This window comes from Ornithinimicrobium kibberense, from assembly GCF_006519705.1.
Lineage (GTDB): Bacteria > Actinomycetota > Actinomycetes > Actinomycetales > Dermatophilaceae > Ornithinicoccus > Ornithinicoccus kibberensis.
Map to the genome: position 1 here is coordinate 258,744 of NZ_VFXM01000001.1, position 13,235 is coordinate 271,978.

Below are 13,235 nucleotides of genomic sequence, written 5' to 3' on the forward strand. Positions count from 1 at the left end.
GGAAACGGATCATGGAACTCACCACCGTCTGGTTCATCCTCATCGCCGTGCTGTGGGTCGGCTACTTCGTCCTCGAGGGCTTCGACTACGGCGTCGGCACCCTGCTGCCGGTCCTCGGCCGGGACGAGACCGACGCCGGCACCGACACCGACGCGGTCCGGCACACCGGGGAGACCCGGCGCCGGCAGATGCTGTCCTCGATCGGCCCGTTCTGGGACGGCAACGAGGTGTGGCTGCTCACCGCCGGCGGCGCGACCTTCGCGGCCTTCCCGCACTGGTACGCCACCCTGTTCTCTGGCTTCTACCTGCCGCTGCTGCTCATCCTCGTCGCGCTCATCGTGCGCGGGATCGGCCTGGAGTACCGCGGCAAGGTCGACTCGCGGACCTGGCGCGCCCGGATGGACGCGATGATCGTCGTCGGCTCGTTCCTGCCGGCGCTGCTGTGGGGCGTGGCGTTCACCAACATCGTCGTCGGCGTGCCGATCGACCAGGACATGGAGTACGTCGGCGGCTTCTTCAACCTGCTCAACCCGCTCGCCCTGCTCGGCGGCCTGGTGACGCTGACCCTCTTCGTCACCCACGGCGCCCTCTTCGTGGCGCTGAAGACCGACGGCCGGCTGCGCCACGACGCCCGCGCCCTGGGCCTGAAGGTCGGCGTCGTCTCCGCCGCCCTCGCGGTGGTCTGGCTGGGCCTGGTGCACGCCCGCACCGGCGACCTGGTGTCCTGGACGGCCGCGGGGCTGGCGGCGGCGGCCTTCGTGGGCGCGCTGGTCATGGCCTGGCGGGGCCGGGAGGGGTGGGCCTTCGCCGGGACCTTCGGCGCGATCGCGCTGGCGACGGTCTCGCTGTTCCTCGCGCTGTTCCCCGACGTCATGCCCTCCAGCCTCGACCCGGCCTGGTCGCTGACGGTGGAGAACGCCTCCTCCAGCCAGAAGACCCTGGGCATCATGACCGTCGTCGCGGTGATCTTCACCCCCATCGTGCTGCTCTACCAGTCGTGGACCTACTGGACCTTCCGCAAGCGGATCTCGGGCCACCACATCCCGACCGACGTGCACCCCGCCGCCGCGACCGAGGAGACCCGGGCGGCGCTCGCCGGGGAGCGGTGAGCGGCCGCCGCCACCCCCGGGGCCGGTCCGCCCGGACCGGCCCCTTCGACCCCCGCCTGCTGGAGGCGCTGCCCGCCACGCGCGGACCGGTGGCGGTGCTGTCGGTCCTCGGCGTGCTCGGCGGCGTCGCCGCGGTCGCGCAGGCGGTCGTGCTGGCGCTGCTCGTCGCGCAGGTGGTCGGCGACGGCCCGGTCGGCCCGGTCCTCGCCGGGCTGGTGGGGCTGCTGGCCCTGCGCGGTCTGCTGGGCGGGGCCGGGGAGTATGCCGCGCGCCGGGCCGGGCAGCGGGTGTCCGGCCAGGTGCGCCTCGCCGTGCTCCGACGCTGGTCGGCCCGCCCCGAGGAGGAGCGCCCGCCGACGGACGTGGCGCTGACGCGGGCCACCGACGGGGTGACGGCCCTCGAGCCCTACGTCGCCCGCTACCTGCCGGCGCTGGTCACCGCCGCGGTCGTGCCGGCGCTGACCGTGCTCGTCCTGGCCGTCGTGGACGTGTGGAGCGCGCTCATCGTGGTCCTCACCCTGCCCCTGCTGCCGGTCTTCGCCGCGCTCGTGGGCCGGCACACCCAGGAGCAGACCGAGCGGCGCTGGGGCGCGATGGCGCTGCTCGGCGGCCACTTCCTCGACGTGGTCCGGGGGCTGCCGACGCTGGTGGCCTACGGCCGGGCCGACCACCAGGTCGGCGTGGTGCGGGAGGTCGGCGAGCGGCACCGGGCGGCCACGACCGCCACGCTGCGGACCGCGTTCCTGTCGACCGCCGCCCTGGAGCTGCTGGCCACCATCTCGGTCGCGCTGGTCGCCGTCGCGGTCGGGCTGCGGCTGGCCTACGGCGCGATGGACCTCACCGTGGGCCTGGTCGCCATCCTGCTCGCGCCGGAGGCGTACTGGCCGGTCCGCCGGGTCGGCGCCGAGTTCCACAGCGCCGCCGACGGCGCGACCGCCCTGGCCGAGCTGGCCGCCGACGGCGTGCTGGACGTCGACGACGCGCCGGACGTCGCCGCCGCGCCGGCAGGGAGCCCGCCGGCGCTCGGCCCGGTCGACCACGTCGGGCTGCACGCGCTGTCCTACGCCCACCGCGGCCGCAGCCGCACGCTCGTGGACGTCGAGCTGACCACCCCGGCCTCGCCCGGCCTGACCGTGCTCACCGGGCCCTCGGGCGCCGGCAAGACGACCGTGCTGGAGCTGCTGGCCGGCCTGCGCGTCCCCGCCGCGGGCTCGGTCGTCGCCCCCCGCGCCTTCCTGGCGAGCCAGCGGCCGGTCCTGCTGCCGGGCACCGTGCGCGACAACCTGCTGCTCGTGGCGCCGACCGACGGCTCCGACGCCACCCTCGTCGACGCCCTCCGCCGGGTCGGGCTCTGGGACGACCTCGCGGCCCGCGACGGCCTGGAGACCGACCTCGGCGAGGACGGCTTCGGCCTCTCCGCCGGCCAGCGCGCCCGGCTGGCCCTGGCGCGGGCGCTGCTGTCCGACGCGCCCCTCGTCCTCCTCGACGAGCCGACCGCCAACGTCGCCGCCGGCTCCGTGCCCCTCCTCCACCGGGCGGTGCTCGACCTCGCCGCCCGCCGCCGGGTCGTCGCGGTCACCCACGACCCCGACCTGGCCGCCCTGGCGGACGACCGCTGGCACCTGGAGCCCGTGCCCCTCGACGACCCGGCCGCGGCGGTGCCGCCGGCCGGAGGTCCCGCCCGGTCGGACGCGGCGCGGGGACGCGACGAGGGCACACCCCTCCTCGGTGCGCTCCGCGGACGGGCCGGCCTGGCCGCCGCGTGCGTCCTCGGCGGCCTGTCGGTGGGTGCCGGGGTGGCGCTGACGGCCACGTCCGGGTGGCTCATCGTGCAGGCCTCGACGCAGCCGGTCGTGCTCACCCTCATGGTCGCCATCGTGGGCGTGCGGGCGTTCGGGCTGGCGCGGCCCGTGCTGCGCTACGCCGAGCGGGTCGTGTCGCACGACGTGGCCCTGGCCGACCTGGCCGACCGCCGCGCCGCGGTGTTCGCGCGGCTCGTGCCGCTGACCCCCGCCCGGCTCGGGCGGCGCAGCCGGGGGGAGCTGCTCACCGCGGTCGTGCGCGACCTGGACGACGTCGTCGACGAGCAGGTCCGGGTGACGGTGCCGGCCTGGTCGACCGGCATCGCGACCGTCGTGGGCGCCGTCGTCGCGGCGTGGCACCTGCCGTCCGCCGGGCTGGTGGTGGCCCTCGGCGGGCTCCTCGCGCTGGGGGTCGGCGCCGCCGGGTATGCCGCCGAGCGGGCCGCGCAGGGGACCGTCGTCGCCGCGCGGGGCCGGGTGCGGCACACCGTGACCGCCCTCGTGACCCGGCTGCTGCAGGTGCAGGCCACGACCGGGCTGCACGCCGACCGGACCCGCCTCCTGGCGCCCGTCGTGGACGGCGAGCAGGACCAGCTCCGGGCCGAGAGCAGGCTGGCCGCCGCCCGGGGGACGACGGTGGCCCTGCTCTGGCTGGTCGTCGCCGGGACCACCGCGCTGGTCGCCGTGCTCGTGGCCGACGCGCTGGCCGCCGGGGCGCTCAGCGGGCCCTACGCGGCGCTCGTCGCCCTGGTCCCGATGGCGCTGGCCGACGCGTGGGTGGGCCTGGCGGACGTGGCCGGTGCCCGGGCCAGGGCGCGGGCCGCGGCGGCGCGGCTGGACCGGGTGCTGGGCCAGGAGCCCGCGGTCGCCGGTGCGGGCCGGCGACGACTGCCGGCCGGTGCGCCGTCGGACGTGCGCTGGGACGGGGTGGCCGCGAGCTGGCCGACGGACGCCGGGCGTGCCGACGTCGGGCGTGCCGACGTGCCGCCGGACCTGCTGCCGACCGACCTCGACCTGCCCGCGGGGGCGCGGGTGAGCCTGACCGGCCCCAACGGCACGGGGAAGTCGACCGCGCTGGCGGTGCTGGCCCGCCACCTCGACCCGACGGCGGGCCGGGCCACGACGGCCGGGATCGACGTGCTGGACCTCGACCTGGCCCAGGCGCGCTCGCGCATCGCGCTCGTCGACGACGAGCCGCACGCCTTCGCCGGCAGCGTCCGGGCCAACCTCGCCCTGGCGGCGCCCGGAGCCGACGACGAGGAGATGGTGCGGGCGCTGCGCACGGTCGACCTGGGGCACTGGTTCGCCACCCTGCCGGACGGCCTGGACACCCCGCTGACCGGGCTCTCCGGCGGCGAGCGCGCCCGGCTGTCGATGGCCCGGGCCGTGCTGGCCGACCGTCCGCTCGTGCTGCTCGACGAGCCGACCGCCCACCTGGACGACGCCACCGCCGAGCGCGCCCTCGCCGGCCTGGACGGGCAGGTCGGGGCCACGACGACGGTCGTCTCGGTGAGCCACCGCCCGGTCGGACCGGCCCGCGACTGGCCGCAGGTCACGCCCGGCTCGGCCCGCGCCCTCGTCGCTGCGCAGGACGGGGCCCGTCCGGTCCACTAGCGTGAGCGGCATGTCCGACATCGACCCGATCTGGTGGATCGTCCTGGGGCTGGTGGTCCTGGCCGCGCTCCTGGCGTGGTTCTTCATCGCCCGTCGCAAGAAGCAGGAGGAGGCCCGCACCGAGGCCTCCCACCTGCGCGAGCGGGCCCAGGGCGGGGAGACCTACGTGGCCGGCGCCGAGGACCGCGCCCGCGAGCTGCGGGAGAAGGCCCAGGACGCCGAGCAGCGCGCGCAGCGGCTGCAGGCCGAGGCGGACGAGGCCACGCGGGTGGCCCGCGAGCACCGGGACCGGGTGACCGACGACTACCTGCGCGCCGACGACATCGACCCGGACGCCAGGCACTGACCGACCGGCCCGACGAACACCCCCGTCACCACCCGGGCCGCGGCACCGCTCCCCCGCCGGGCTGAGAAGATGGGCCCATGCCGCTGCCCGCCGCCCGCACGCCCCTGTCCCAGCTGAGCCCGCCCATCGCGCTGGGGGCCCTCGACGGCCGCTACCGCGGCGCGGTCGCGCCGCTGGTCGACCACCTCTCCGAGGCCGCGCTCAACCGGGCCCGGCTGCACGTCGAGGTCGAGTGGCTGCTCCACCTCGTCGGGCACCAGGTCGTCCCCGGCGCCCCGTCGCTGAGCGCGGAGGAGCAGGCCGCCCTGCGCGCCGTCGTCACCGACTTCGACGCCGCCGCGATCGAGGAGCTGCGCGCCATCGAGGCCGAGACCGTCCACGACGTCAAGGCCGTCGAGTACTTCCTGCGCCGACGCCTCACCCAGGTCCTGGCCCGCACCGACGGCGACGACACCTCCCGGGCCGACGCCCTCGGCGAGCTGGTCCACTTCGCCTGCACCAGCGAGGACGTCAACAACACCTCCTACGCCCTGATGGTCCAGGGCGCGGTCACCCAGGTCTGGCTGCCGCGCGCGACGGCGCTCGTCGACCAGCTGTCCACGATGGCCCGCGACCTGGCCGACGTCCCCCTGCTGGCCCACACCCACGGCCAGCCGGCCACCCCCACGACGATGGGCAAGGAGCTGGCGGTCCTGGCCTGGCGGCTGCGGCGCCAGCTGCGCCGGGTCGAGGGAGCGGCATACCTGGGCAAGCTCAACGGGGCCACCGGCACCTACGGAGCCCACGTCGTGGCGGTGCCCGGCGCCGACTGGCAGCAGGTCAGCCGTTCCTTCGTCGAGCACCTGGGGCTGACCTGGAACCCGCTGACCACCCAGATCGAGAGCCACGACTGGCAGGCCGAGCTCTACGCCGACGTGGCCCGGTTCCACCGGATCCTGCACAACCTGGCGACCGACGTGTGGACCTACATCTCGATGGGCTACTTCGCCCAGGTCCGCGGCCAGGGCACCGTCGGGTCCAGCACGATGCCGCACAAGGTCAACCCGATCCGGTTCGAGAACGCCGAGGCCAACCTCGAGGTGTCCAACGCCCTGCTCGACGTGCTCGCGACCACGCTGGTGACCAGCCGGCTGCAGCGCGACCTCACCGACTCCTCGATGCAGCGCAACATCGGCACGGCGCTGGGCCATGGCCTGCTCGCGCTCGACAACGTCTCCCGCGGGCTCGCCGGCCTGGACGCGGTGCCCGAGGCGATGGCCCGCGACCTCGACGCCAACTGGGAGGTGCTCGCCGAGCCGGTCCAGTCGGTCATGCGGGCGCTCGCGGCGCGCGGCGTCGAGGGGATGACCAACCCCTACGAGCGGCTCAAGGAGCTGACCCGGGGACGGCGGATCGGCCAGGCCGAGCTCGTGGAGTTCGTCCGGGGGCTGGGGCTGCCGTCCGAGGAGGAGGAGCGGCTCGTCGCGCTCACCCCGGCCGGTTACACCGGGATCGCCGCCGACCTCGTCGACCACCTGGGGCAGGCATGATCCTCGTCCCCGCCGAACGGCTCGAGGGGGTGCGCACCCACCTGGCCGACGCGGGGTATGCCGTGGTCGAGGCGACCACGCCCGTGCACGCCGACCTGCGGGGGGCCCAGGCGGAGCTGGCCGCGGCCCTGGGGCTGCCGTCCCCGGCGGAGCGCAACCTGGACGCGATGGTCGACACCCTTCGTGACCTGCCGCAGATCTGGGACGGTCGGATGGTGGCCCTGCTGTGGAAGGACGCCGAACGCCTGGCCTGCGCGGACGGGCGCGGCTGGTGGATCCTCGGGGAGATCCTCGACGACGCCGACGACCTGACGGTGGTGGCGTTCGGCGAGGCGCGGATCGGGCGGCCCCCGGCCGAGGGGGACGCCGCCTCCGAGGACGGCGCGGGCCGGGACGCCGGAGGGGACCGATGAGGCTGAGCCGGCCGGTGGCGGCCGTGCTGCTCGTGCTCGTCGTCCTGCTGCTCGTCTGGCTGATGCTCGGCCAGGGCGGGGCCGGGGAGGACCCCGGGGCCGACGCCCCCCGCCCCAGCCCCACGGCGCAGGCCCAGGACGCGGACCCCGCCGAGGACCCGGTCGAGGACCCCACGCCTGAGGCGCCGGACGACACCGCGGCGGACGACGGCTTCGCGCCGTTCGACCCGGACGCCGAGGGCGGGTCCACCGACGGCACGGGCGGGGAGGAGCCGCGCGGGGTGGACACCCGCGACTGGGACGGCATCGACGCGTGCCGGGACGACGAGCTGCCCGTCGAGCTGGACGAGGTGGCCGACGACGTCGAGGCCGGCGGCCCCTTCGACTACCCCGGCAAGGACGGGTCGACGTTCGGCAACTACGAGGGCTACCTGCCCGAGGAGTCCCGCGGCTACTACCGCGAGTACACCGTGGAGACCCCCGGCCTGGACCACCGCGGCGCCCGCCGGATCGTCGCCGGCGGCGGTACCACCGATCCGGAGGTCTGGTACTACACCGACGACCACTACGAGAGTTTCTGCGAGTTCGCGCCGTGACCTCCGCCCTGGACGGGCTGGGCGAGCCGGGTGCTGCCTTCCTCGCCGAGCGGCACCTGGCGACGCTGTCCACCGTCGGCCCCGGGGGCCTGATCCACGTCGTCGCCGTCGGCTTCACCTGCTCGGACGGCGTGGTGCGGGTCATCACCAGCGACGGGAGCCAGAAGGTGCGCAACGTCGAGCGGGACCCGCGCGCCACCGTGGCCCAGGTCGACGGGCGTCGCTGGCTGAGCATCGCCGGCAGGGCCGTCGTCGAGCGCGACCCCGGGGCCGTGGCCCTGGCGGAGGAGCTCTACGCCGTCCGCTACCGGCCGCCGCGGGTCAACCCGCGGCGGGTGGTGATCCGGCTGACGCCGCAACGCCTGCTCGGCTCCCGGTCGCTGCTGACGTCCTGACGGAATACCCCAGAGGGGTATGCTGTTGTCATGGTCGTGCACGGATACACCGGATCGAAGGACGACTACCTCAAGCGGCTGCGCCGCATCGAGGGACAGGTCCGGGGCATCGCCCGTATGGTCGAGGAGGACACCTACTGCATCGACGTGCTCACCCAGGTGAGCGCGGTGACCAAGGCCCTCCAGGCCGTCAGCCTCGGCCTGCTGGAGGACCACATCGGCCACTGCGTCGTCGACGCGGCCAAGGAGTCCGACGAGGCCGGGCAGGCCAAGGTCCGCGAGGCCTCCGAGGCGATCGCCCGGCTCGTGCGCAGCTGACCCATCCCCCACCGACGAAGGAGCAGCCCCATGACCAGCCCCGACACCCCCGTCCAGAACCAGACCACCAAGATCGTCGTCTCCGGGATGACCTGCGGCCACTGCGTCGCCTCGGTCACCGAGGAGCTCAAGGAGGTCGACGGCGTGCTCGAGGTGCGGGTCGACGACCTCGTCAAGGGCGGCGACACCGACGTCTTCGTCGAGTCCGACGGTCCGCTCGACCTCCCGGCGGCCCGCGCGGCCGTCGAGGAGGCCGGCTACACCGCCTCCGTCTGAGCCCACCCGTGGGCCTGGGCCGGACGCCCGCCGCCGGGCGTCCGGCCGACCGGCCCGGGCCCTCCCGGGACGACCGCACCCAACCGACCCGGCGGCACCACGTCATACCCCTCCCCGAGCAGGAGCCATGAGCACCAGCACGAAGCCCACCACCGACACCGACGCCCAGCACGTCGACCTGGCGATCACCGGGATGACCTGCGCCTCGTGCTCGGCGCGCATCGAGCGCAAGCTGAACAAGATCGACGGGGTCGAGGCCAGCGTGAACCTGGCCACCGAGAAGGCCAGCATCAGCTTCCCCTCCGCGCTGTCGGTCGCCGACATCGTCGCGACGGTCGAGAAGACCGGCTACGGCGCGACCCCGCTGGAGGACGAGCGCGGCGGCCGGGCCCCCGCGATGACGCACGACGTCGTCAGCAAGGACTCCCTGCGGGCCCGGATGATCACCGCCGGCGTGCTGGCCGCCGTCGTGGCCGTCCTGCACATGGTCCCGCCGGTCCGGGACGCGCTGGGCACGACCGGGCACTGGCTGCAGTTCGTGCTGACCCTGCCGGTCTACCTGTGGGCGGCCTACCCCTTCCACCGCGCCGCCGCCATCAACGCCCGACACCTGTCCTCCACGATGGACACCCTCGTCTCGGTGGGGACCACCGCCGCGATGGGGTGGTCCGTCGTGGCCCTGTTCACCGGCTTCACGCACGACCTGTACTTCGAGGTCGTCGCGGTCGTCACCGCCTTCCTGCTCATCGGCCGCTACATCGAGGCCCGGGCCAAGGCGCAGGGGCGCTCGGCGCTGGCCTCGCTCATGGAGCTGGGGGCCAAGGACGTGGCGGTGCTGCGGCACGAGGCCGGCAGCGGCGCCTGGACCGAGTCGCGGATCCCGGTCGAGGAGCTGACCGAGGGGATGCGGTTCGTCGTCCGCCCGGGCGAGAAGATCGCCACCGACGGCCGCGTCGTCGACGGCGCCAGCACGGTCGACGCCAGCATGGTGACCGGCGAGTCGATGCCGGTGGAGGTCGCCACCGGCGACGAGGTCACCGGGGCCACCGTCAACGGGCACGGCCGGCTGGTCGTCGAGGCCACGCGCGTCGGCTCCGAGACCACCCTGGCCCGGATCACAGACCTGGTCGAGCAGGCCCAGACCGGCAAGGCGCCGGTGCAGCGGCTGGCCGACCGGATCTCGGCGGTCTTCGTCCCCGTCGTCCTCGTCCTGGCGGCCCTGACCTTCCTGGTCTGGCTGGTCGTCGGCGGCTCCGTCGCGGGCGCGCTGGCCCCGGCCGTGGCCGTGCTGATCATCGCCTGCCCCTGCGCGCTCGGGCTGGCCACGCCGACCGCGCTGCTCACCGGCACCGGCCGGGGTGCGGAGATGGGGATCCTCATCAAGGGCCCGCAGATCCTGGAGTCGACCCGCCGGGTGGACACCGTCGTGCTCGACAAGACCGGCACGCTGACCACCGGAGAGCCGGTCCTCGGGGACATCGTCACCACCGGGTCGCTCGCCGAGGAGGCGGCGCTCAAGGCCGCCGCCGCCGTCGAGTCCGGCAGCGAGCACCCCGTCGCCCGAGCCATCGTCGACGCCGCCCGGGACCGGGGGGTGGAGCTGGTCACCACGACCGCCTTCACCAACCTGCCCGGCCAAGGCGCCCGCGCGACCATCAAGGACACCGAGGTCACCGTGGGCAAGGCGGACCTGTTCGCCGAGGTGCCCGCCCAGCTGCGGGCCGCCCTCGACGCCGGCACCGGGACGACCGTCCTCGTCGGCTGGAACGGCATCGCCCGGGCCGCCCTGACGGTGACCGACACCCCGCGCCCGACCAGCGCCGCCGCCGTGGCGCGCCTGCGCGAGCAGGGCCTGACGCCGTACCTGCTGACCGGGGACAACGAGCACACTGCGCGCGCGATCGCCCGGGAGGTCGGGATCGACGAGGCCAACGTCGACGCCGGCGTGCTGCCGCAGGACAAGTTCGCCCACGTGAAGGCGCTGCAGGAGCGGGGCCGGGTCGTCGCGATGGTCGGCGACGGTGTCAACGACGCCGCAGCCCTCGCGCAGGCCGACCTCGGCATGGCGATGGGGTCGGGCACCGACGTGGCGGCCGAGTCCGCCGACATCGTGCTCATGCGCTCCGACGTCGACGCGGTCGCCGACGCCATCGGCCTGTCCCGCAAGACGCTGCGGATCATCAAGGAGAACCTGCTCTGGGCGTTCGGCTACAACACCCTGGCGATCCCGCTGGCCGCGTTCGGCATGCTGACGCCGATGATCGCCGGCGGCGCGATGGCGATGTCCTCGGTGCTGGTGGTCCTCAACAGCCTGCGGCTGCGGGGGTACGGCAAGGACTGAGCCCGCGGCTGGGCTCCAGGGCCCGGCCCCACCGGGCCAGACCCCCGAAAATGCCGTGAGACCCCCGATATTTCGGGGGTCTCACGCATGTTTCGGGGGTCTCGCAGCCTCCGGGGCCGACGGCCCGCCGCCCTCAGACGACGACGCGCCCCTCGGGCGTCTCGAAGGTGACCTCGTAGAGGCACGGGCAGGCGTCGTCCTCGACGAAGCCGAACTCCACCTGCGACTCGAAGGCCCCCTCCGGGGCGTCGCCCAGCCCGAGCCAGGCGCGCACGATGGGCGGCTCCCCGCCGATCGTCAGACCGGCCAGCCGCGCCCGCGACTCGGCCAGCTGGCTGGGGTGGTCCTCCGGCGGCGACTCCCAGCGCACGAAGAACGGCAGGTTGCCGTGGTCGATGACGTTCTTGACCCCGATCTGGCGCCAGCGCAGGTCCACGCCCTGGGGGGTGTGCCGGTTGCCGTCGACGGCGCCCCGGCCCAGCCGCTCCTCGACCGGCCCCAGGTCGTCGACGGCCACGACCCACGCCATCCAGCCGCCGCCCCGGTTCGACCGGGCCTTGACGGCCTGGCCGAAGGGCGCCTTGTCAGAGGCCGGGTGGTCCAGGCAGTCGACGACCTCCAGGTAGCGCCGCTCCGCCAGCGGCAGGATGACGTTGCGCGTGCCGAACCGCGGGTGCACCCCGCCGTCGACCGGCTCGACGCCGAGCTGCTCCCCCAGCCGGGCCGCCGTCTCCTGCAGACCCTCGGGACCGGCGGCGTAGCTCACGTGGTCGATGCGCATGTCGTCATCGTGACACACGCCACGGAACGCTCAGGACCCGGCCCGGCCCCTGCGCTGCCGCACGGCCTCGTAGAGCAGGATGGCCGCGGACGTCGACACGTTGAGCGAGTCGGCCCGCCCCACCATGGGGATGCGGACCCGGTGGTCGGCGGCGTCGAGCAGCTCGCGGGTCAGCCCCTCCTTCTCGGTGCCCACGGCCACCGCGACCGGGCCGGTCCAGTCCACCTGCGTGTGCTCGGTCCGCGTGTCCGGGGTGGCCGCGACGAGGGGTATGCCGTGCGCGCGCAGCCAGGCGAGCGTGGTCGCCGTGCCGTCGGAGGCGACGGGCACGGCGAAGACCGTGCCCTTGGACGCGCGGACGGTGTTGGGGTTGCGCCAGTCGGTGACCGGGTCGGCCGCGACGACCGCGGACACCCCGGCGGCGTCGGCGGTGCGCAGCATGGCCCCCAGGTTGCCGGGCTTCTCCACCGACTGGCACACGAGGACCAGCGGGTCGTCGGGCAGGTCCAGGTCGGCGCACCGGCGGTCGACGGTGGGCACGACGGCCAGGAACCCGTCGGGGCCCTCCCGGTAGGCGGCCTTCTCGAAGGCCGGACGGGACAGCCGGACCACCTCGGCCCCCAGGCGGGCGGCGCGGTCCACGACGTCGGAGCTGCGCGCCCGGTCGCCCATGAGCTCGGGGCAGACGTAGAGCGTCTCGGGCACGACGCCGGCCCGCAGCGCCAGGTCGAGCTCCTCGTGGCCCTCGACGAGGGTGCGCCCCTGCTCGTCCCGGGTGCGGCGGCGGCGCAGGGCGGCGAGCGCCTTGACCCGGGGGTTGGCCGGGGAGGTGATGGTCGTCGGCTCAGGCAAGCTCGGCCAGGACCTCCTCCAGCGCGTCGACCAGCCCGTCCTCCTCGACGGTGCCGGTGACCCGGTCGGCGGCCTCCAGGACCTCCGCCGGGGCCTGGCCCATGGCGTAGCTGCAGGCGGCCCAGACGAGCATCTCGCAGTCGTTGCGCTGGTCGCCGACGGCCACGGTGCGGTAGGGCTCGACGTGCAGGTGGCGACGGACCTGCTCGAGGGCGGACGCCTTGGAGACGCCCTCGGGGGCCAGGTCGAGCCAGGCGGACCAGCCGACGGCGTAGCTCACGCCGTGCAGACCCATCCGCTCGACCAGCTCGCTGAACTCCTCGGAGGTGGAGCTGGGGTCGCGGAAGGTGACGCGGGTGACCGGGTCGGCCATCAGCTCCTCGACGGGGACCACCTTCTCCTCGCCCCACAGCTCACCGTGGGGGAAGGGGGTGCTGACCTTGAAGCCGGAGCCGACGTCCTCCACGGCGATGAGCGCGTCCGGCAGCTCCCTGCGCACGAGCGAGATGGCCGGGGCCGGGTCGAAGGTGACCACGTCCACCACCCGGAACCCGCGCTCGGTCCCGGGGTCCACCTCGACGGTGACCGCGCCGTTGGAGCAGACCGTCTGCCGGCCCGGGGTGAGCAGACCCAGCTGCTCCATGACCGGGAGCGTGGCCTCGACGGCGCGGCCGGTGGCGATGACGACCTCGACGTGGGGCAGCTCGTCGAGCCGGCGGACGACGTCGACCACGCGGGGGGACAGGGTGCCGTCGTGGTGCACGAGGGTGCCGTCGACGTCCAGGCCGACGAGCAGCCGCTGGTCACGGACGGGGTGCCTGGGCTCGGTCGCGCTGCCGGCGTGCTCGGGGCTGCTCACCCTC

At 75.0% G+C, this 13,235-nt stretch carries 13 protein-coding genes; 10 read left to right on the forward strand and 3 right to left on the reverse strand.

The genetic code is table 11. The annotated features are described in order from the left end of the window. The first annotated feature begins 11 nt into the window (after positions 1 to 11). The 10 genes from cydB (at position 12) to FJR00_RS01265 (ending at position 10,739) form a co-directional block, all read left to right on the forward strand. A complete protein-coding gene (gene cydB / locus FJR00_RS01220; protein ID WP_141337093.1) occupies positions 12 to 1,109 on the forward strand; it encodes a cytochrome d ubiquinol oxidase subunit II in 1,098 nt (365 codons plus the stop codon). Beyond that, entirely contained in the window at positions 1,106 to 4,525 is a 3,420-nt protein-coding gene (gene cydD, locus FJR00_RS01225) for a thiol reductant ABC exporter subunit CydD (RefSeq protein ID WP_181409434.1), read from the forward strand. Before cydB ends, cydD begins: the two co-directional genes overlap by 4 nt. Positions 4,526 to 4,535: 10 nt before the next feature. After that, complete coding sequence (locus tag FJR00_RS01230; RefSeq protein WP_141337095.1) at positions 4,536 to 4,871, forward strand: LPXTG cell wall anchor domain-containing protein; 336 nt, start codon at positions 4,536 to 4,538, stop codon at positions 4,869 to 4,871. A 77-nt stretch (positions 4,872 to 4,948) separates the two neighbouring features. Then, positions 4,949 to 6,400 (forward strand): adenylosuccinate lyase, encoded by a 1,452-nt coding sequence (purB, locus tag FJR00_RS01235; RefSeq protein WP_141337096.1) that lies wholly within the window; start codon positions 4,949 to 4,951, stop codon positions 6,398 to 6,400. Next, positions 6,397 to 6,813, forward strand: coding sequence for a barstar family protein (locus FJR00_RS01240; RefSeq protein ID WP_141337097.1), 417 nt, complete (start codon positions 6,397 to 6,399; stop codon positions 6,811 to 6,813). The genes purB and FJR00_RS01240 overlap by 4 nt, the downstream gene beginning before the upstream one ends. After that, positions 6,810 to 7,409 carry a guanyl-specific ribonuclease gene (locus FJR00_RS16125; RefSeq protein ID WP_238330231.1) on the forward strand — a complete coding sequence of 200 codons (600 nt, stop codon included), beginning with the start codon at positions 6,810 to 6,812 and terminating at the stop codon, positions 7,407 to 7,409. The genes FJR00_RS01240 and FJR00_RS16125 overlap by 4 nt, the downstream gene beginning before the upstream one ends. Further along, the gene (locus FJR00_RS01250; protein WP_141337098.1) at positions 7,406 to 7,804 is read left to right on the forward strand and encodes a PPOX class F420-dependent oxidoreductase; all 399 of its coding nucleotides are present in this window, start codon (positions 7,406 to 7,408) and stop codon (positions 7,802 to 7,804) included. Before FJR00_RS16125 ends, FJR00_RS01250 begins: the two co-directional genes overlap by 4 nt. A gap of 36 nt (positions 7,805 to 7,840) precedes the next feature. After that, the gene (locus FJR00_RS01255) at positions 7,841 to 8,122 is read left to right on the forward strand and encodes a metal-sensitive transcriptional regulator (RefSeq protein ID WP_075958211.1); all 282 of its coding nucleotides are present in this window, start codon (positions 7,841 to 7,843) and stop codon (positions 8,120 to 8,122) included. Between the two features lie 30 nt (positions 8,123 to 8,152). Next, positions 8,153 to 8,398 carry a heavy-metal-associated domain-containing protein gene (locus FJR00_RS01260; protein WP_141337099.1) on the forward strand — a complete coding sequence of 82 codons (246 nt, stop codon included), beginning with the start codon at positions 8,153 to 8,155 and terminating at the stop codon, positions 8,396 to 8,398. A gap of 127 nt (positions 8,399 to 8,525) precedes the next feature. Next, positions 8,526 to 10,739: a heavy metal translocating P-type ATPase gene (locus tag FJR00_RS01265; protein WP_141337100.1), complete on the forward strand. Its 2,214-nt coding sequence runs from the start codon at positions 8,526 to 8,528 to the stop codon at positions 10,737 to 10,739. A 133-nt stretch (positions 10,740 to 10,872) separates the two neighbouring features. On the opposite strand, the gene FJR00_RS01270 is transcribed toward FJR00_RS01265, so the two are convergent. Genes FJR00_RS01270 through FJR00_RS01280 form a run of 3 tightly spaced genes read right to left on the reverse strand, consistent with a single transcriptional unit; the run spans position 10,873 to position 13,231 of the window. Further along, a complete protein-coding gene (locus FJR00_RS01270; protein ID WP_141337101.1) occupies positions 10,873 to 11,520 on the reverse strand; it encodes a VOC family protein in 648 nt (215 codons plus the stop codon). A 30-nt stretch (positions 11,521 to 11,550) separates the two neighbouring features. Beyond that, positions 11,551 to 12,372, reverse strand: a complete 822-nt coding sequence (locus FJR00_RS01275; protein WP_141337102.1) for a TrmH family RNA methyltransferase — start codon at positions 12,370 to 12,372, stop codon at positions 11,551 to 11,553. Further along, complete coding sequence (locus FJR00_RS01280) at positions 12,365 to 13,231, reverse strand: HAD family hydrolase (RefSeq protein ID WP_337678377.1); 867 nt, start codon at positions 13,229 to 13,231, stop codon at positions 12,365 to 12,367. The genes FJR00_RS01275 and FJR00_RS01280 overlap by 8 nt, the downstream gene beginning before the upstream one ends. Between the last annotated feature and the right edge of the window lie 4 nt (positions 13,232 to 13,235).